Annotated in this window: 18 protein-coding genes and 1 tRNA gene; 10 read left to right on the forward strand and 9 right to left on the reverse strand. The window is 55.6% G+C overall.

The genetic code is table 11. The features are described 5' to 3' along the window. Positions 1–281: 281 nt before the first annotated feature. On the reverse strand, positions 282–896 hold the full coding sequence (msrQ, locus tag I9182_RS18135) for a protein-methionine-sulfoxide reductase heme-binding subunit MsrQ (protein WP_209599177.1): 615 nt from the start codon (positions 894–896) through the stop codon (positions 282–284). A 4-nt stretch (positions 897–900) separates the two neighbouring features. Continuing rightward, positions 901–1803, reverse strand: coding sequence for a protein-methionine-sulfoxide reductase catalytic subunit MsrP (gene msrP / locus I9182_RS18140; protein WP_209599247.1), 903 nt, complete (start codon positions 1801–1803; stop codon positions 901–903). Positions 1804–2182: 379 nt separating this feature from the next. Between msrP and I9182_RS18145 the strand changes: the two genes are divergently transcribed. Together I9182_RS18145 and I9182_RS18150 are read left to right on the forward strand one after the other, a co-directional pair. Continuing rightward, complete coding sequence (locus I9182_RS18145; protein ID WP_209599178.1) at positions 2183–2998, forward strand: cyclase family protein; 816 nt, start codon at positions 2183–2185, stop codon at positions 2996–2998. Positions 2999–3110: 112 nt separating this feature from the next. Beyond that, the gene (locus I9182_RS18150) at positions 3111–3647 is read left to right on the forward strand and encodes a hypothetical protein (protein ID WP_209599179.1); all 537 of its coding nucleotides are present in this window, start codon (positions 3111–3113) and stop codon (positions 3645–3647) included. A 42-nt stretch (positions 3648–3689) separates the two neighbouring features. On the opposite strand, the gene clpB is transcribed toward I9182_RS18150, so the two are convergent. Further along, positions 3690–6308, reverse strand: a complete 2619-nt coding sequence (gene clpB / locus I9182_RS18155; RefSeq protein ID WP_209599180.1) for an ATP-dependent chaperone ClpB — start codon at positions 6306–6308, stop codon at positions 3690–3692. Positions 6309–6433: 125 nt separating this feature from the next. After that, positions 6434–6751, reverse strand: coding sequence for a hypothetical protein (locus I9182_RS18160; RefSeq protein WP_209599181.1), 318 nt, complete (start codon positions 6749–6751; stop codon positions 6434–6436). A 140-nt stretch (positions 6752–6891) separates the two neighbouring features. Here I9182_RS18160 and pyrF point away from each other — a divergent pair, with 140 nt between their 5' ends. Together pyrF and I9182_RS18170 are read left to right on the forward strand one after the other, a co-directional pair. After that, on the forward strand, positions 6892–7596 hold the full coding sequence (gene pyrF, locus I9182_RS18165; protein ID WP_209599182.1) for an orotidine-5'-phosphate decarboxylase: 705 nt from the start codon (positions 6892–6894) through the stop codon (positions 7594–7596). Between the two features lie 350 nt (positions 7597–7946). Then, a complete protein-coding gene (locus tag I9182_RS18170; protein WP_209599183.1) occupies positions 7947–9200 on the forward strand; it encodes a DNA polymerase IV in 1254 nt (417 codons plus the stop codon). 2 nt (positions 9201–9202) lie between these two features. On the opposite strand, the gene I9182_RS18175 is transcribed toward I9182_RS18170, so the two are convergent. Beyond that, the gene (locus tag I9182_RS18175; protein WP_209599184.1) at positions 9203–10063 is read right to left on the reverse strand and encodes an N-formylglutamate amidohydrolase; all 861 of its coding nucleotides are present in this window, start codon (positions 10061–10063) and stop codon (positions 9203–9205) included. Between the two features lie 149 nt (positions 10064–10212). Here I9182_RS18175 and I9182_RS18180 point away from each other — a divergent pair. Continuing rightward, positions 10213–10287, forward strand: a tRNA-Val gene (locus tag I9182_RS18180). Positions 10288–10377: 90 nt separating this feature from the next. Next, the gene (gene ykgO / locus I9182_RS18185; RefSeq protein WP_008755722.1) at positions 10378–10503 is read left to right on the forward strand and encodes a type B 50S ribosomal protein L36; all 126 of its coding nucleotides are present in this window, start codon (positions 10378–10380) and stop codon (positions 10501–10503) included. 65 nt (positions 10504–10568) lie between these two features. Here the strand turns inward: ykgO and I9182_RS18190 are convergent, their stop codons facing one another. Further along, positions 10569–10892 carry a SemiSWEET transporter gene (locus I9182_RS18190; RefSeq protein ID WP_209507156.1) on the reverse strand — a complete coding sequence of 108 codons (324 nt, stop codon included), beginning with the start codon at positions 10890–10892 and terminating at the stop codon, positions 10569–10571. A 283-nt stretch (positions 10893–11175) separates the two neighbouring features. Here I9182_RS18190 and I9182_RS18195 point away from each other — a divergent pair, with 283 nt between their 5' ends. From I9182_RS18195 to I9182_RS18205, 3 genes are all read left to right on the forward strand, one after another. Further along, complete coding sequence (locus I9182_RS18195) at positions 11176–12192, forward strand: Fe(3+) ABC transporter substrate-binding protein (RefSeq protein WP_209507157.1); 1017 nt, start codon at positions 11176–11178, stop codon at positions 12190–12192. 116 nt (positions 12193–12308) lie between these two features. Beyond that, complete coding sequence (locus I9182_RS18200; RefSeq protein WP_209599185.1) at positions 12309–12863, forward strand: helix-turn-helix transcriptional regulator; 555 nt, start codon at positions 12309–12311, stop codon at positions 12861–12863. Continuing rightward, positions 12860–13381: a GNAT family N-acetyltransferase gene (locus tag I9182_RS18205; protein WP_209599186.1), complete on the forward strand. Its 522-nt coding sequence runs from the start codon at positions 12860–12862 to the stop codon at positions 13379–13381. The genes I9182_RS18200 and I9182_RS18205 overlap by 4 nt, the downstream gene beginning before the upstream one ends. Positions 13382–13397: 16 nt before the next feature. Here the strand turns inward: I9182_RS18205 and I9182_RS18210 are convergent, their stop codons facing one another. Then, entirely contained in the window at positions 13398–14198 is an 801-nt protein-coding gene (locus tag I9182_RS18210; RefSeq protein ID WP_209507160.1) for a phenylalanine 4-monooxygenase, read from the reverse strand. Between the two features lie 119 nt (positions 14199–14317). Between I9182_RS18210 and I9182_RS18215 the strand changes: the two genes are divergently transcribed. Beyond that, positions 14318–14776: an Lrp/AsnC family transcriptional regulator gene (locus tag I9182_RS18215; RefSeq protein WP_209507270.1), complete on the forward strand. Its 459-nt coding sequence runs from the start codon at positions 14318–14320 to the stop codon at positions 14774–14776. A 153-nt stretch (positions 14777–14929) separates the two neighbouring features. Here I9182_RS18215 and I9182_RS18220 read toward each other — a convergent pair whose 3' ends face one another. Together I9182_RS18220 and I9182_RS18225 are read right to left on the reverse strand one after the other, a co-directional pair. Further along, entirely contained in the window at positions 14930–17722 is a 2793-nt protein-coding gene (locus I9182_RS18220; protein ID WP_209599187.1) for a bifunctional aconitate hydratase 2/2-methylisocitrate dehydratase, read from the reverse strand. Positions 17723–17925: 203 nt separating this feature from the next. After that, positions 17926–19263 (reverse strand): serine hydrolase, encoded by a 1338-nt coding sequence (locus I9182_RS18225; protein WP_209599188.1) that lies wholly within the window; start codon positions 19261–19263, stop codon positions 17926–17928. Positions 19264–19607: the final 344 nt, after the last annotated feature.

Here is a 19607-nt window from a genome sequence, read left to right on the forward strand (position 1 = left end):
CAAGATGCCCCAGTCTCTCCTGAGCGTCTCAACCGTCTTTCCAGTCCGTCAGGCCAACCTATGCTGCGCCGGTGAAGGGCGTTCTAAGTATTACTCTCAAAACCCGCAAGCAGAAAATGCACAAAAACCAAAGAAAAAGCAGATTTCAAAATTAGTTATTTATTTTCAATTTTTTAATGACTTTCAATCAAGCGGAGGCGCGCCAAAATCGCCAGAAACACAGACAGGGTTCCGCACTTTATCGCCTTGTTCACAATGTTACTCACAGACTCGCTTCCGAGTCAGGCAGAATCTGCTGTGTTGGACTGGAGTGACAGCCCTGGAATCGGCAACCTAAGGGCAAGAAGGATGACGATAGCTGCCAAATAGATCAGCGGCTCGATCTGAAACCCTTTTGCCAGCATCACATAATGCAGGCCTCCCAGCAAAGCAGCCGGGTATACCAACCAATGCAGCCTGCGCCACCGCGGCCCCAATCGCCGCACCGACCAGTTGTTGGATGTTGCCGTCAAAGGTAACAGTAAAAGAAACGCCCCCATGCCAACTGTAATATAAGGACGCTTGAGGATATCCGCCCAAATCTGGCTGGGAAGCTGAACGTCCAGAACCAGCCAGACAAGGAGATGCAGGCTGACATATACAAAAGTCAGCACCCCAATGGCCCGACGGAACTTCATCAGGTTCAAGCCCACAAATCGGCGCAAAGATGTGATGGCCAAGCCGGCAATCAGCAATTGTAACGCCAGTTCGCCATAGCGGTGCTCCAGCGCCTCAATCGGTTCGATCCCCAAACCGCCAGTCAGGCCAAGATAGAACAGCCAGGGCGCGGGCAGCGCGCCCATCAGATAAACAGCCCATACCGGAATACGCCGGAGTGTCTGATTGATGGCCTGCATGATTCTAGTAATTCCTGGTCAAATCCATACCTTCATAAAGGCTGGCGACCTCTTCTTCATAGCCGTTGAACATCAGCGTCGGTTTGCGCGACGCGAACAGGCCGCCGCCTATTTCACGTTCGGAGGCTTGCGACCAGCGCGGATGATCCACGTTCGGGTTTACATTGCTATAAAACCCATATTCGCGCGAGTTAGCCATGTTCCAACTGGTGGGCGGCTCTTCTTCAGTAAGCGTGATCCGGACAATCGATTTGATCGATTTGAACCCGTATTTCCACGGCACCACCAGACGCAACGGCGCGCCGTTCTGATTTGGAATCGGCTTGTCATAGATACCAGTGGCCATAATCGTCAGCGGATGCATCGCCTCATCCAGGCGCAAACCCTCGCGATAGGGCCATTCCAGAATGGGATAGCGCGTTCCCGGCATCTCATCCGGGCGGTAGGCCGTTTCGAACGCCACGTATTTCGCGCCGTCTTTTATCCCCGCCATGTTCAGAAGATCGGCCAGTTCGAATCCGTTCCATGGAATGACCATCGACCAGGCTTCAACGCAACGGAACCGATAGATGCGTTCTTCGAGCGTCATCTCGGACAGGATGTCCTTGAAATCATACTCACCGGGACGATCGACCAGACCGTCAATCTGGACGCTCCAGGGTTCGGTCACCAGCGTATGCGCATATTTCGCCGGATCGTCTTTTCCGGTCCCGAACTCATAGTAGTTGTTGTAACTCGTGATCTCTTCCCACGTGTTCGGCTCCAGCGCATCCTGCGCCGCCGCTGGTCGGGCCATTGCCGCCAAACCAACACCCGCCATCCCGGCCATGACCTGCCGCCGGTTCAGGAACGCCGCCCGTGGGGTGACGTCGGCATGTGTCATTGTATTGGTCCAGCGATGCGCCATCTGGGTCTCCGTCATATTCGTTTGTCATTACAGACTTAGGGTGCTGATAGCACAGACCCATGGAAACAGGCGTCACGTTTGAGCGACGAGATTGTAACGTTCCAATTGGCGACAGGCCCAGACAGGCGGATTGTGCCGCGCTCTGCCCGCTTTCGGCGGTCGTCACGACCTGAGCCAACTCGCAATGCTCGGACGTTGCTCCGGACAAGTACATATCGCTCAGAGTTGGCTCTGAACGGAGAACAACAGCTGGGTTGTCTGCCTGCAGCCTTTACAACGGCGGGTACAAGACTGCACTCTGTCAGGCAGGCACCATACGCGATCAACAGTGTTGCGGGCCTGTTTTTGCAGCCTCGTGGCCGCAATGGGAGGACGAAAAATGTGTGATATCTGTGTAATGAACGCCGTAAAAGACAGGATGCTATCCCGGCGTGGGTTCTTCAAAGCCGCGGCGGCATCGGGTGTTGCAGCTGCCGCAACCGGGGCTATGGCACCGGCCACACTGGCCGCGGGGCATGGCGGTGTCCAAGACATGACCCACACGCTCAGCCCGGATTTCCCGACCTGGGGCGGAGAGCCGGGTATTTCGGCCGAACAGGCATTCAATTTCGCGGAGCACGGATTCAATCTGTTCAATTTGTCGATCAACGAGCATACGGGCACGCATATAGATGCCCCGCTGCACTTTTCCGCGGATGGTGCATCGGTCGATGAAATCCCGGTCTCAGATCTGGTTGCACCACTTTGCGTGGTCGATATTGCAGCCCGCGCAGCAGAAGACGCCGATACGCGTGTCACCCCGGATGATTTGAGAGCCTGGATAGCCGCCAACGGTGACATCCCCGACGGGGCCTGCGTCGCCATGCACTCGGGATGGGCCGGCAAAACCGCTACGGACGCGTTCCGCAATTTCGACGGTGAAGCGCAGCATTACCCGGGCTTTCACGTTGAAGCTGCGCAGATGCTGATGGAGGAAACCGGCGCGCGGTCTATTGCAGTTGACACCTTGTCACTGGATCACGGCATGTCTGCGGATTTCGCCACCCATTATGCCTGGTTGCCTTCTGGCCGGTTTGGAATCGAATGCCTGGCCAATCTGGATCAGGTACCCGCATCGGGCGCGACTCTTGTTATTGGCGCACCGAAACACGCGGGCGGCACCGGAGGTCCGGCGCGGATAATTGCGCTGATGTAAGAACATTGTGGGTGGTTGCAGTGCGATCACCCACGCCCGGTACTTAAAGATTCGCCGAACAATCCGGGTAAACTACAGGCCCCACCGATTTCTTGAAAGGCTACAGATTTTCATGACATTCAGAATACTCGTGTTGTCGATGGCACTGCTGGCGTCGTCAGCTCTGGCAGACGTACAATCCTGCAAAAACTTACATGAACGCGCACCCGAGTTACTGAGTGACCTGAACCAGGTGGGATCAAAAGATTATGAGACAGAACATCCAGGCCTTGGTTATTCCGTCACATTTGCAGACCCTTCCTCCAAGATCACCGTTTTCTTCTACGACCATCAGGAAAGGAAAGTCACGAACGATATGGCCGTTGAAAGTTTCAGACAGGCCGCCCGGGACATTGCCGCCGTAGCTGAACAGCGCGGTGCCGAGTTGGGGGAAATCAACGCTTATCAGATGCGCGACAGTTCCCAGGTTCTGCCGCTTCGGGCCGAAATGGAAACGTCGGACGGGTTATCCGAGTTTCTGGCCGTTGGCGTGGTCAACGACTGCATTGTGAAGCTGCGCTTTACCGCCCAGTTTGAGATAGAGAAGGCTAAGGTCTGGATGAAGGTTCTGAACGACTACCTAAACAAAGGTTATAGGTCGCCAACGTAAAAAAAACCCGCCGTGAAGGCGGGTTTTTTACGTTTCATCGACTTAGTGAACCACTGCATCATTCGGGCGGGGCCGTTCCGACGTCCCCAACCGGTCACCGATGATCAGGCCGTCAGTTCCGGCAGTGACCGGAACGACCTCACCATCCTTGATCTCACCGGCCAGCAGCGCTTCGGCCAGCGGGTTCTGCAGGGCGCGTTGAATTACGCGTTTCAGCGGGCGGGCTCCGAAAACAGGGTCATATCCTTCATTGGCCAGCCATTCCTTGGCACCATCGTCCAGGGCCAGTTCGATCTTGCGGGCCGCCAGGCGCTTTTGCAGACGCGCCATCTGGATATCGACGATGCCATCCATATCGGCCCGCTTGAGGCGGTCAAAGATGATCGTTTCGTCCAGACGATTCAGGAACTCGGGCCGGAAATGTGCCCGCACCGCATCCATCACGTCACGGCGTGCCTGCGCGCTGTCCGCGCCATCGGGCAACTGGCTGAGCGCCTGAGACCCAAGGTTCGACGTCAGGATGATCAGCGTCTGCTTGAAGTCCACGGTGCGGCCCTGACCATCGGTCAGAACCCCATCATCCAGAACCTGCAACAGCACGTTGAACACATCCGGGTGCGCCTTTTCGACCTCGTCAAACAGCACGACCTGATAGGGCCTGCGCCGCACGGCTTCGGTCAGCACACCGCCTTCGTCATAACCGACATAGCCCGGAGGAGCCCCGATCAGACGGGCAACCGCGTGTTTCTCCATGAACTCGGACATGTCGATACGCACCATCGCGTTATCGTCGTCGAACAGGAAATTCGCCACGGCCTTGGTCAGCTCGGTCTTACCCACGCCGGTTGGTCCGAGGAACAGGAACGATCCCAGCGGACGGCCTTCGTCATTCAGACCCGCACGCGCACGGCGCACGGCGTTGGCGACGGCAGTCACCGCTGCATCCTGACCGATCACACGGGAATGCAGAGCGTCTTCCATCCGCAGCAATTTCTCGCGCTCGCCTTCCAGCATTTTCGAGGTCGGGATACCGGTCCAACGCTCGACCACCGAAGCGATCTGTTCCGGGCGCACCGTTTCCTCAGCCATCATGGCGTTGCTTTCGGCGTTTTCGGCCTCGGTCAACTTTTTCTCAAGTTCGGGGATGACGCCGTAAGACAGCTCACCTGCCTTCGCCAGATTGCCTTCACGCTTGGCGATCTCCAGATCAGCCCGCGCTTTGTCGAGCTGTTCCTTCAGGTCACGGGCACCCGCCAGTTTATCGCGTTCGGCCTGCCACTGAGCGGTCATCTCGGCGGATTGCTCCTGCAGGTCGGCCAGGTCCTTCTGCAAAGTTTCCAGACGGTCCTTCGAAGCCGCGTCATCCTCAAGCTTCAGCGCCTCTTCCTCGATCTGCATCTGCAGAATGTTCCGGTCGAGTTGATCGAGTTCCTCGGGCTTGCTGTCGACCTCCATCCGCAGACGCGATGCCGCCTCGTCGACAAGGTCGATGGCTTTGTCGGGCAGAAAGCGGTCAGTGATATAGCGGTGCGACAGGGTCGCCGCTGAAACAAGCGCTGAATCCGAGATACGCACACCGTGGTGCAGTTCGTACTTTTCCTTGATGCCGCGCAGGATGCTGATCGTATCTTCGACCGTCGGCTCCTGTACCATTACAGGCTGGAACCGGCGCGCAAGGGCCGCGTCTTTTTCCACGTATTTGCGGTACTCGTCCAGCGTGGTCGCACCAATACAATGCAACTCGCCCCGGGCAAGCGCAGGCTTGATCAGGTTGGCCGCATCCATTGCACCATCAGACTTCCCGGCACCGACCAACGTGTGCATCTCGTCTATGAACAGGATGATTTCACCCGCAGCTTCAGTCACTTCGGTCAGAACGGCCTTGAGGCGTTCTTCGAACTCGCCACGGTATTTCGCACCAGCAATCAGCGCACCCATGTCGAGCGCCAGCAGCTTCTTGTCCTTCAGCGATTCAGGCACATCGCCGTTGATGATACGCAGGGCCATACCTTCGGCAATCGCGGTCTTACCGACGCCGGGCTCACCAATCAGAACCGGGTTGTTCTTGGTGCGACGCGACAGAACCTGCATCGAGCGGCGGATTTCCTCGTCCCGACCGATGATCGGATCAATTTTGCCTTCGGCCGCTGCCTCGGTCAGGTCACGTGCGTATTTCTTGAGCGCGTCATAACCTTCTTCCGCCGACGCGCTGTCAGCGGTGCGACCCTTGCGAATGTCGTTGATCGCCTCGTTCAGTTTTTGCGCTGATACGGCTCCGGCGTCCAATGCATCCTTGGCCTTGGACTTCACCATGCACAGCGCCATCAACACGCGTTCGACCGGCACGAAACTGTCGCCCGCCTTTGATGCCAACTTTGCAGCCTCGTCCAGTACTTTGGCGGTCTGGCCGTCCATGTAGATCTGGCTCGCGTCGCCGCTGACCTTGGGGATTTTCCCTATCGCGGTGTCCAGCGCTTCAACCACGCGGTTCGGGGCCCCACCCGCGCGTGTGATCAGGTTGCTGGCCAACCCCTGATCGTCATCCATCAATGCTTTGAGTATATGAGTGGGCTCCAGCCTCTGGTGCCCCTCGCGCAGCGCAATGGTTTGCGCTGCCTGCACGAATCCCCGTGCCCGCTCGGTGAACTTGTTCAAGTCCATGATATTCTCCTTTTCCAAGCGCCCCGTTTTGACATGCCCGCCTGGCAGCACATGTCGGTCGAAGCCTCACATTCAATCTGGGAAATATCTTCAGTGGTTCAAGAGGCTAAAACACAGAAATCGACCTATTCGCGCTGGATGGTATAGACTGAATAACCACCGGTCTCGGCGACCTGAACGGCACCCAGATCATTCACCAAAGATTGGGCTGCCGCACTTCCCGTCGGGCAAGAAACCAGATCTGCCGTATGGTCCAGGAAATTGCCGGTAAACGCCGTTTCACCAGTAAGTTGACACCAATCATCCTCGGACCTGTAACCACCAACCAAACGCAAATCGTCATTGGTCGGCACAGGTGCAGCCCCTGTATCCGTCTCCTCGGGCGGCGTTTCATTACATGCGGCCAGTGCAATCAACGCGCCCAACAAAACCAGCTTTTTCATTTGTCGCCCCTTATTTTGAATTCGAGTTTTCAATACAGAGCACGATAACACGATTTGAAGCTGCCTGCGCGGCTTAGCAGATGGACAGAGCGGCCCGAAGCCGCTAGGACGCAGACGTTTGCCAAAAAGGAGCGCCCCCCATGTCTGATGACCGCCTGATCGTAGCCCTTGATGTTCCCAACGCTCTGCAAGGGTTGGCCATGGCAGAACGTTTGGGGGACAGTGTTTCTTTCTATAAGATCGGGCTGGGTATGCTGACCGGTGGCGGGCTGGCATTGGCCAACGAACTGAAACAGGATCACGGCAAGCGCATCTTCCTGGATATGAAGTTATTCGACATTGGCAACACAGTTGAAAATGCCGTGCGGGGATTGGCGCAATTCGATCTGGATTTTCTGACCGTGCATGGTGACCCTCATGTGGTGCGCGCTGCCAAAGAAGGTGCTGCGGGTAAAGACCTGAAGATCCTCGCCGTGACCATCCTGACCTCGCTGAACCGCGACGATCTGGACGCAAGCCTTCTGAAATCCGGTGATGTGCAGGACTTGGTCGTTGAGCGCGCGGCCAAAGCCTTTGAAGCCGGTGCTGATGGCGTTATCGCCAGCCCGCAGGAAGCCGCCCTGATCCGCGTCCTGCCTCAGGCTGAAGGTCGTCTGATCGTAACCCCTGGTGTGCGCCCTGCTGGCGCAGCGCTTGGCGACCAGAAACGTGTAGCCACCCCGGCAAGCGCCATTCAGGAAGGCGCAGATCACATCGTTGTCGGCCGCCCGATTTATCAGGCAAAAGACCCAAAAGCCGCTGCTGAGGCTGTTCTTTCCGAACTAAATTCTCTGAAGGTAAGCTAAAACCGCTTGGTTTATTCAGGTGCGTTTTGCGTTGAATTTTCCGCGCAACAAGTTGACCTTAGGTCACTTTTTGACAAAACCGCGCCAAATCGTCTCTGTGCCAGAAAACACACATTCAAAACCCGAGTTTTCTCCGCACGACCTTCATCCTATCGAAACTAAGGATTTTCAGAGATTCTGAAGGGGAAATACTCCCCAACGAACCGCTTCTTCCTGAGGTTCGTTACTTCCCCCCGCGATGTGCGGGGGGTCTTCTTTCCAAATCGCCCCATGTCAGCAGGGCCTTTGATCCAGGATCACAGGTGATATAAAGAACGTCCAAGCCAACTGCGGAACGCATGAGGACGCAGATGCCCGGTCTTTGCCGAGATTGCCTGACCACATTGTCAAACGAACAACGCTGTACTGCCTGCGGCAGTCCGCGGATAAAGACACACCCAGAACTGTTTGACCTGTCGATTGCCCATATGGATTGTGACGCCTTCTATGCTTCGGTGGAGAAACGTGACAACCCGGAACTGGCGGACAAACCGGTTATCATTGGCGGCGGCAAGCGCGGCGTTGTTTCAACTGCCTGCTACGTTGCCCGTATTCGCGGCGTCCGGTCGGCTATGCCCATGTTCAAGGCCTTGCAACTCTGCCCCGAAGCCGTCGTGATCAAGCCCCGCATGTCCGTCTACGCCCAGGTGTCGCGCGACATCCGCGCGATGATGGATGAATTGACACCCGTGGTCGAACCCCTGTCGCTGGACGAAGCCTTCATGGACCTGTCGGGAACCGAACGTCTGCACGGCGCGCCACCTGCCGTCATGCTGGCGCGTCTGGTCAAGCGCATGAAGGAAGAAATCGGTGTCACCGGATCTATCGGGTTAAGTCACAACAAATTTCTGGCCAAGGTCGCATCGGACCTCGACAAACCGCGCGGGTTTTCAGTGATCGGCAAGGCGGAAACGGCAGAGTTTCTGAACGACAAACCCGTACGGTTGATCTGGGGCATTGGCCCGGCTGCGCAGGAAGCGCTGGACCAGGCCGGGATCAGAGCTTTCAGTGATTTGCTGCGTTGGGATCAGGAGGCACTAACCGCACGATTCGGCTCAATGGGATATCGCCTGTGGCACTTGGCCCGAGGTCAGGACAAGCGACGCGTATCCGCGCATGAGCCGATGAAATCCATCAGCAACGAGACGACATTTTTCGAAGATACGTCGAGCCTTGATATTCTGGACGGCCATTTGTGGCGGATGGCCTTGAAAGTGTCGGATCGCGCCAAGGCAAAGGATCTGGCTGGTCGGGTTGTCACGTTGAAACTGAAGAAAGCCAATCACAAGATCCTGACGCGGCGCGTATCCTTGCGGGATGCGACACAGATTGCCGACCGGATTTACCGCACGGCCCGGGGCCTGTTCGATCAGGTTGGCGATCAGGGGCCATATCGGTTGTTGGGCTGTGGTTTGTCCGATCTTTGTCCGGCGGATCAGGCGGATATTTTTGGCGACCTATTGGATCCGGATGCCGCCCGCAGATCAAAGGCCGAACGGGCCACCGACAAGATTCGCCAGAGGTTCGGTGCCGAAGCAATCATGAAGGGCCGTGCGCTGCGCTAAAGCTACTCCGCCGCCAGACGCTCTGGGCTCGCACCCAGGTTGGAAATCTCCCGAACCACCTGCCTGAGCAGCTTCGAGAACGCCATGAAATTGGCATTGGGCGCGACTTTTTCCTCGTCCATGTACAAAGCGCGATCGATCTCGATCTGAACAGCGTGCTGCTGGCGGCCAGGACGACCATAGGTTTGCGTCACATATGCTCCGGCAAAAGGCGCATTGCGCGCCACGTTGAGACCCGCTGCTGCAAAAGCCGCTTCAATGATATCCACAACCTCAGAGGATGCGGACGCGCCAAACCGGTCGCCCAGCACGATCTCGGGTCGCCTTCCGCGCGCAGTGCCCGCCATGGCCACCGCCTCATGTGGCATCGAGTGGCAGTCCACCAGAATTGCCTGACCGAACATCTCGTGTGATTCGGCCAGCAGGGATTTCAACCGCGCATGATACGGGCGCCAATAGGTGTCGATGCGCAGCCGCGCTTCGTCCATGGTGAGTTTGCCGCGATAGATTGCCCGACCGTTGGCAACCACGCGGGGAATCACCCCCAGCCCTGACGCGACCCTTGGATTATGCCCGTGCCTGCGGGCACCGCTGATCAAGGCCGGGTCAAGCTCATCCAGACTGCGGTTCAAATCCAGATAGGCGCGTGGCATGGCCGCCTTGATCAAAGGGGCACCGTTTTCCGCGGCGGGCGCGAACAACTGATCAACAAATGCATCTTCTGAGGATCGAATCACGCTCCGGTTCAATACGGACCGGTTCAGAAATACCTCAGGATACTCCCGCCCGCTGTGTGGCGATGAAAAAACCACGCACGAGGTGCGGTTTTCGGGCATATCCAATACATAGGCTGCGCTTTGCATGATCCCTCCGTGTTCGCAATCAACATAGACCGGAAAAATTGTTCTTCCAAACCCCTTGAACCCATTTGCGACTCCTTTTATAGACCCCGCTACCGGCGCGGGGATCCGCGCCCCATTTCGTTATGGGGCAAGGCACGCAAAGGGAACGTGGGCGGTTAGCTCAGCGGTAGAGCACTTCGTTGACATCGAAGGGGTCACAAGTTCGATCCTTGTACCGCCCACCATGATTTCACTGTTCCGGTTTTCCGGGACACCCGAGTAACCCAGGCGCTGGCCACGTCCTTGATGAAGGCGCCGCAGATTGGAGACAGACCATGAAGGTCAAGAACTCGCTCCGCTCGCTCAAGAACCGGCACCGCGACTGCCGGATTGTGCGTCGCAAAGGCCGCGTCTACGTGATCAACAAGACGCAGCGCAAGTTCAAAGCGCGTCAGGGCTAAGAACTGCACATTACTGCTTAATGAAACCGCGCCTCCGGGTGCGGTTTTTTTTGTTTCACCCGCGCCTAAAATGTAATCCCTGCATGGATCAGAATGCCGATGACCATAAGAAAGTTCAGAACCATCGAAATCCCGTTGCCGACATAGATTGGAAGCTTTCCAACAACCAAGCCGTAAGCAAACCAAAGCAGGGATAAGGCGGTATATAGCGACCACGATAACAAGGATTGTCCCGAGGCATGGTGCGAATGCGTCAAGTACAGCTTCACGAGCTGCGGCAGTGTGGCAAAGGGACCGACCACACCAATAAAAACCATGAAGCCTTCAAAGCGCGACATCCAATGGCCAAGGTTAGATTTCTCTAATTTTTCAGCCAGTGTTTCGGGCATATCTCAGGTTCTTCCTTTAAGTGCACAAGCCAGCTTTTTTGATTTCCAAGACAATCTGTCCTGTCAAATTATCCGCTTGAAGCGTTTGGACCAAGCCCCCTCGGCCACGTTACCACCGACCTTTCCCCCTCGCATGCCTTCAGAGCATCGCATGTTGAACGCCACCAGCGACTTTTTGCCCAAGTAAATCAGTCGGATTTACTTGCATCCCGCTCAGAATCGTATAATTGAGAAAATCAGTCGGATTAATGACCGGCCCGAAATTTAATTGTTGAGGCACACAATGCTGAAATCCACGACCTGCCTAGCCGCCGCGCTGTCGGCTTTGATCGCAACCTCTGCCGCCGCCGAGGGCGAACTGAACCTCTATTCGTCGCGCCACTATGACACCGACGAACGGCTGTATACCGACTTTGAAGACGCAACCGGCATCAAGATCAACAGGATCGAAGGCAAAGCGGATGAACTGATTGCCCGGATGGAAGCGGAAGGCGCGAACTCACCTGCCGACGTGATGCTGACCGTGGACACGTCGCGTCTGGCGCGGGCCAAGAATGCAGGTGTCCTCCAATCAATCGACAGCGCTACACTGGAAGAGCGCATTCCCACCAACCTGCAGGATAGTGACAATCAGTGGTTTGGTTTCTCGCAACGCGGTCGGATCATCTTTTTCGACAAGGAAAACGTGACCAACCCGCCGGCCACCTACGCTGATCTGGCCAAACCGGAATACAAGGGAATGGTTTGTATCCGGTCTTCGACCAACACCTACAACCAGACCCTGTTGGCGTCGATCATCACACACGAAGGCACTGAGGCCGCCAAGTCCTGGGCCGAGGGCGTTGTCGCCAACATGGCGCGTGACCCGCAGGGCGGTGACACCGACCAGTTGCGCGGCATCGTTTCGGGCGAGTGTGACATCGCGGTTTCAAACACCTACTATTTCGCGCGTTCCATTCGCACAGACGTCAAAGGCTTGTCCGCAGAGCGCGACATGATCGGCTGGGTCTTCCCGAACCAGGACAGTTATGGCGCGCATATGAATCTATCCGGTGGTGGGGTCGCCGCGCACGCACCCAACAAGGAAAACGCGATCCTATTTCTTGAGTATCTGGCCAGCGATCAGGCGCAGAAATACTTCTCGGCGGGCAATGACGAGTTCCCGGCAGTTCCAAATGTCGAACTGGCCGAGTCGGTCCAGGCGCTGGGTGAATTCAAGGCCGACGACGTGAACCTATCAGACGTTGCAAAGAACATCCCCGAAGCGCAGAAGATCTTTAACGAAGTTGGCTGGAAGTAAGCCTTCTTTCGCTGGTTTCTTAAAAGGATGCGGCTTGTTCGCATCCTTTTTTGTTTGATAAGCTATATTTTTTAGCATATTTTCTCGTATATGAGATATTTTTTCAACTGCTTATAATGCCCGACACCCTGTCAACCCGCCTTGCCAATCGCCTAAGCGAACTGCGCCGCGGGCGTGGTTGGTCTTTGGATTACCTTGCCGAACACAGCAGGATCAGCCGCGCCACCTTGTCCCGCATGGAAAAAGGGGATGTCAGCCCAACAGCCGACAATCTAGGCCGTCTGTGTGCTGCATACGATCTGCCAATCTCGCGGCTGCTGATGATGGTTGAGGACAGCTTTGACCCCAAGGTTCCATTCGAACGCCAGACCGAGTGGCGCGACCCTGAAACCGGCTTCACCCGCCGTGCTGTTTCACCACCTGCAAATGGATTGAACGCCGAGGTTCTGGAATGCCACCTGCCCCGGGACACGGTCATCACCTACGAAGTGCCTCCTAAATCGGGGCAAGAGCATCATCTGATCTTAATGGACGGCGCGCTTACTCTGACGGTTGATGGAACGGCGCACGCGCTGAACGCCGGGGATTGCCTGCGCTACCATCTGTCGGGACCGACCCGGTTTGAAACAGGGGCGTCGCGTGGCGCACGTTACCTGCTGGTGCTTATATGATCACGCGCCTGACCGATAACGATTTTGACGCGGCACTGGATGACCTGGCTGAAATCCTGCATGCCTGTGTTCATGATGGGGCCAGCGTAGGTTTCATACTTCCGTTTACCCTGAATGATGCGCGTGCGTACTGGCACCAAAACGTACAGCCCGGTCTAAGGTCAGGTAAGCTGGACTTATTCGTTTCGTATGACGGTCCCCGCATTACAGGCACCGTTCAACTGATCCCGGCGGCAATGCCCAACCAACCCCACCGCGCCGATGTGGCGAAACTTCTGGTCCACCCTAACGCCAGACTGCGGGGGTTAGGCCGATCCCTAATGAATGCGCTTGTTCTTCGCGCGCAAGAGGTGGGGCGCACGGTGCTTGTACTTGATACGCGCAGCACCGATCCCTCGCGGCTGCTTTATCAAAGCCTTGGGTTTCAGATCGCGGGGGAAATACCGAATTACTGTCGGAACCCATTTGAACCAAAATTCGAACCCACAACTTATATGTACAAAAACCTTGACGCTTGAAAAGACGCGGCCCCCGCTACTCGGCGGCTCTGATCTTTTCGGGGAACTTGTTCGGCAACAGCCCGAGGCGGCGCGCACGACGAACATCTGCCAGCAGGTCCCGTTCGGCGGCCTCAAACAATTCTTCAGGGTCATCCAGAACAAAATACCCCATCTGATGCATGTCGATCCGGTAGGGTGTTCGTAGAATCGTCAGAACATCAAACGGGTCACGATCTGGTATGTCGCTGGTCACAGCGTAGACCAGTTCAGTCGGTGACGAGGCCAACCCTGATCCCAGCGCCTTGATTTGACCGTTCTGGCGGCGCAGACCAAACTCGATCGAAAACCAGTAGAGCCTGATCAGCCAAGCATAATCCGCGTCATCTGCCTGCTTTCCGGCTAGCCCGATGGCGTGGCTGAACGCGGCAAAACGCGGGTCGCTTAACAACGGGGTGTGTCCGAAAATCTCATGAAAGATATCCGGCTCTTCGATATAGTCGAAATCTTCCCGGGAGCGGATGAAAGAAGCGGCCGGAAAAACCCGATCCGCCAGCATCCCGAAAAATGTCTTGAACCCGATAAGCGCCGGAACCGGCTGCACCCGCCAGCCGGTCAGGTCCAGCAGCCGTTTCGAAATTTCTGCACAAGAAGGCACTTTGGTCTTCGGCAAATCCAGCCGCGCCAAACCGCTTAGGTATTCCGGCGCCATATAGCGCCGTACGTTTTCTTCCTGTGCCGCGTAAAGATCAGCCCAGACCGCATTCTCTTCGTCTGTGTAGGTAATGTGGCCATGTTCATCCGCTAGTTTGGCGACATATTTCGTAGATTTGGGCATCAGCATCCTCCTGCATGAGATCAGGATACCTCAACTCACACGGAGAATTTGTTTTGATATTCTGATTTTCGTCCGTACTATGAATGAAACATTCCGAGATACTACGATTTGCGGCCCAAATGCTTCACTCAGCCGACATCGATATTTTGCGAGAGCTTCAGGCCAGTGGACGTCTGTCTATGCAGGAGCTTGCCGACCGGACCGGATTATCTGCGTCGCAATGCTGGCGCCGCGTCCGTGACCTTGAATCGTCCGGGGTGGTTTCAGGGTATCGCGCGCAGGTTTCAGCCAAGGCTGTCGGTCTGAATGCCATTGCCTATGTCCACGTCGCACTGAAAGACCATCAGGAAAACAGCATCTCGGCGTTTCTTCGTCTGGTCGAGACCGAGCCGCAAATCGTTGAGTGCGCCTCGATCACCGGGGATCACGACTTTATCCTGAAAGTTTATGCCAAAACCCCCGAGGATCTTGAGGTCTTCATCATGCAGCGCTTGTTGAAATCAGGGCTGGTCCGCGACACCCGCAGCAACTTTGTGCTTCGCCAGACCAAGACCCGCGGCCCTTTACCCATTCTTTGACAGTGTCCGCCGAAACGGAACCTGAGCGGATGTGTCAGGTGCATAACCCATCCTTGCTATGACGTGGTGTTGAAGGGCAGAGAGTGTCGTTCAATTGGAAAAGCCCGGCCACCATTTCCTGGCGGCCGGGCTTTCAAGATTCAAAACGCGTCTTCAGAAATGAGCAGATTTCGCGGACGCAGGCTTTTCCATCGGCGGTGCGAACTTGGTCAAGTCGATCCCCTTGACCGCCGACTTGTATTCCTCGGCAGTTGGGGTCCGGCCCAAAATGGCCGAAAGCACGACAACCGGCGTCGACGCCAGCAGGGACTCACCCTTTTTCTCATCCGAGTCTTCGACAACACGCCCCTGGAACAGGCGCGTGGATGTCGCCAGAACGGTATCGCCTTTTGCAGCCTTTTCCTGGTTCCCCATGCAAAGGTTACAGCCGGGCCGCTCAAGATACAGGATATTTTCATATTCTGTACGTGCTTTGTTTTTCGGAAAAAGATCATCGAATTCAAAGCCCGAGTATTTCTGAAGAATGCTCCACTCGCCTTCTTCCTTCAGTTCATCGATGATGTTGTAGGTTGGTGCTGCGACAACCAGCGGGGCCTTGAATTCGACGGTGCCCCGTTCCTCTTCAAGGTTCTTAAGCATCTGCGAGACGATAATCAGATCGCCCTTGTGCACCATGCACGACCCGACAAAGCCCAGATCGACCTTCTTTTCACCCTTGTAGTAGGAAACCGGGCGGATCGTGTCGTGGGTGTAACGCTTTGATACGTCAGCATTGTTCACGTCAGGATCGGCAATCATCGGTTCGTCGATCTCATCCAGATCAACGACGAGCTCGGCAAAATACTTGGCGTTTTCATCGGGTTTCAGGGCCGGCTTATCACCCGACCTGATTTCCGCGATCCGCGCATTCGCCTTGTCGATCAGACCTTGCAGCGTCTGGGCTTCGTTTTCCATACCCTTGTCGATCATGATCTGGATGCGGCCTTTGGCGATTTCCAGAGATTCAATCAGCGTGTCATCTTCGGAAATACAGATCGACGCCTTGGCCTTCATCTCGGCCGTCCAGTCGGTAAAGGTGAACGCCTGATCCGCCAGCAAGGTGCCGATATGAACTTCGATGATCCGGCCCTGGAAGACATTGTCACCGAATGTCTTCAACATCTGCGACTGGGTGGCGTGAACCACATCGCGGAAATCCATATGGTCTGCCATCTGGCCTTTGAAGGTCACCTTAACCGATTCAGGGATCGGCATCGTGGCTTCACCGGTGGCCAGCGCCAGCGCAACGGTGCCCGAATCCGCGCCAAACGCTACGCCCTTGGACATGCGGGTGTGCGAGTCGCCGCCAATGATGATGGCCCAGTCGTCCACGGTGATGTCGTTCAGCACCTTGTGGATTACGTCTGTCATCGAATGGTAAACACCCTTGGGATCACGCGCAGTGATCAGGCCAAAGTTGTTCATGAATTTCATCAGTTTAGGAATGTTCGCCTGCGCCTTTGCGTCCCAAACTGACGCTGTGTGGCACCCGGACTGATATGCGCCATCAACTATGGGCGAGATCACTGTTGCCGCCATAGCTTCCAGCTCCTGCGCAGTCATCAGGCCGGTGGTGTCTTGCGACCCAACGATATTGACCTTAACCCGAGCATCCGAACCCGCGTGCAGAACCTTTCCGTCAGCCACGCCAACCGCGTTTTTGTTGAAGATCTTCTCGACAGCTGTCAGGCCCTGACCCTCGTGCGAGATTTCCTTGGACGGAGCAAATGCAGATTCCAGCGCAACGCCAAGGGTTTCTGCCGCAAATGTCTGCAGCTTCTTCCCAAAGACAATCGCGTAAGAGCCGCCAGCCTTGATGAATTCGACCTTTTGCGGCGTGAAGGACGACGATACATCGACAAGCTCTTTATCGCCTGCTTCATTGTAAAGCTTCTTGTCCTTTGTGTTGATGGTCAGAACGGTTCCGGTCTCGACCGAGTATTTCTGTTCAAGGACAGGGCTTTCGTCGTTGTTCAGAATCGGGTTGCCGTCGTCATCCAGCTTTTTGACCCAGTTCTTCAGGTCAATGCCGATACCTCCGGTCACACCAACGGTGGTCAGGAAGATCGGTGAGATTCCGTTTGTTCCCGCGACAACTGGTGCGATGTTCACAAAAGGAACATAAGGGCTGGCTTGCGTTCCGGTCCACAAGGCAACGTTGTTGACACCGGACATGCGCGACGACCCGACGCCCATGGTTCCTTTTTCGGCGACCAGCATGACGCGTTTGTCCGGGTGTTGTTTCTGCAAATCCTGAATCTCGGCCTGCGCCGCCGGTGTGATCATGCATTTGCCATGCAATTCCCGATCCGCACGAGAATGCGCCTGATTGCCGGGCGACAGAAGGTCGGTGGAAATGTCTCCTTCGGCCGCGACATAGGTCACAACCTTGATTTCCTCTTCGATGTCAGGCAGCCGGGTAAAGAACTCGGCCTTGGCATAGCTCTCCAGAATGTCCTTTGCGACTGCGTTTCCGGCCTCAAAAGCAGATTTGAGGCGCTGGGTATCCGCATCATACAGGAACACCTGTGTTTTCAGCACCTCTGCCGCCTGACTTGCAATCGACACATCATCGCCCAGCGCCAGATCCAGCAGAACCTCGACCGAGGGGCCACCTTTCATATGTGACAGCAGCTCGAACGCGAAGACCTGCGAGATTTCTTCGACCGAGGCTTCACCCAATATGATCTCTTTCAGGAACCGTGCCTTTTCACCAGCTGCGCTGGTTGTACCCGGCAGCGTGTTATAGATGAAATAGGTCAAAGACTCGGCGCGGTGAACGTTGTCCACATCCTTGATTTGTTCGATGATTTCCTGAATCAGCGCACCGTCTTCAATGGGTTTGGGGTGTAAACCTTGCTCTTTGCGCGTCTCGATCTCGTTCAGGTATTCTGTATATAGGCTCATGACGGTTCCGACCATTTAGCTGGTGCGCTGGCGGGTAACAAACCAGCACCTTTATTTTGTATGCCGCGGTATACTAAATGTTCGCAACTTGCAAGACACTCTCCTGCGACCCTGTGTCCTGATCGAGGATGTATCCGTCGAAATACCTGTCTGTCAGGCGTGATCTGTCTGTTGCTGCCAACAGGTATCAGCACCCTGGCACGCTAGCTTCCTGCTGCGGAAATCAGTTCCTTGGCCAGCGGCAAGGATGAATAACCCAGCCGGGATGGCGTCAATCCCAATCGCACGATCACCATATTATGAGAGGGGAAAATACCGATGGACTGCCCATCATGCCCCTGCAACCAAACCGCATCTTCAAAAGGTGGAAAACCTCCGGGTGCTTCCAGCCAAAGGTGACCCTTGGCGTATTTGCCATCCGAAGCATCAACCGGTTCGAACATCCAGTCCACATAACCTTCTGGTAATATCCGAGAGCCCTTCCAAACCCCTTTTTGCAGTAATAGCTGCCCGTACCGGGCCCAGTCACGCGCCGTCGCATACATATAACTGGATCCGATGAAAGTATCGCTGACATCCGTCTCGACAACCGCCGATGTCATGCCAATCGGTGCAAATAGCGCGTTTTGTGGATAGCTCAGCCCACCGTCGCCCAACTTGTTTTGCCAAACCCGAGACAGCGTCGTGGACGTGCCCGAGGAATAGTTGAAGTTCATTCCAATACTGGATTCAGCAACGCGCCCGGCAGCAAATTCGGCCATATCGTCACGAAGATACAGCATGCGTGTTACGTCTGAAACGTCCCCGTATTCTTCATCCCATTGCAGCCCGCTTGTCATCGCCAACATGTCAGCCACGGTAATACCCCGCCTTGCGTCGCCGGCCCAATCGGGAAAGCTGTCGACAAGCGTATCTGACAAGCTCATTTGACCCGCTTCAATCAAGGTGCCGATCAACCCGGCCGTAACTGTCTTGGTCATGGACCAGCCCAGTAACGGGGTATCCGCATCAAACCCATCGGCATATCGTTCAGCAATGATGCGCCCTTTTCGAACCACCACAACTGCGCGAAATCCTTCACCCACCAAACTGTCATTCAACATGACATTCTGAAGCTTCGAGTCTTGGGACAAGGCAACGTCATTCCCGTTTGGCCATAGACCGTCTGGCAGCGGATCAGGCGCGGAAAGTGTCTGATTGCTCAGATCAGCCTCATGAACATTTGTGCAGCCCAGCCCCTGACGAAACTGCGATGTCGCAGGCGCAAAGAACTGAAAGATCCGCGCCGTCACAGTCTGCGCGTCACGATCCACCTTAATTGAGATTTGCCCCAGCAACGGATGACCAGGTGCCTGCACGTCCACGGCCAGAACTTCGCCCGGAGCCCGTCCGGCAATGAAAACGTTCGAACACACGATCTTGGCAGAGTAATTGGTTCCCACCTTCAAAAGATCCGGGGGCGCGAACCAAAGGTAGCCAATCAGAGCCACCCCGCCCAGAACCACCGCACCGCCGGTCATTTTTAGTACTTTGCTGAACATCCGCCGCAACCATTTCTGCCGCTACCTCGCGCGGCAAAGGTTAGAAGCAACCGAGTCGGCATTACCACAGTTTCGTTACGTCGATTGATGGGTCAGAGCTTGTGGACAAATGCGTGGTCAGTGCCTTCCAAGTTGCACATCGCTCAATCAGCAAACAGCGCAAATCGACCGCAGCCCTCAGCTCGCGGAGCATTGATCTTTATACCATGTAGGAGTGCTCAAAACGCCGCATCCCCACCATTTGTTTTACTCAAAAAACTGAAGATTTTTGCTCACAATTTCACGCGCCATTTGCGCATAAGCCTGCACGATTTCCCAAAAACTTACGTAATTCGAGAGACGTG

Origin of the sequence: Ruegeria sp. HKCCSP351 (assembly GCF_017872535.1) — a bacterium.
Lineage (GTDB): Bacteria > Pseudomonadota > Alphaproteobacteria > Rhodobacterales > Rhodobacteraceae > Ruegeria.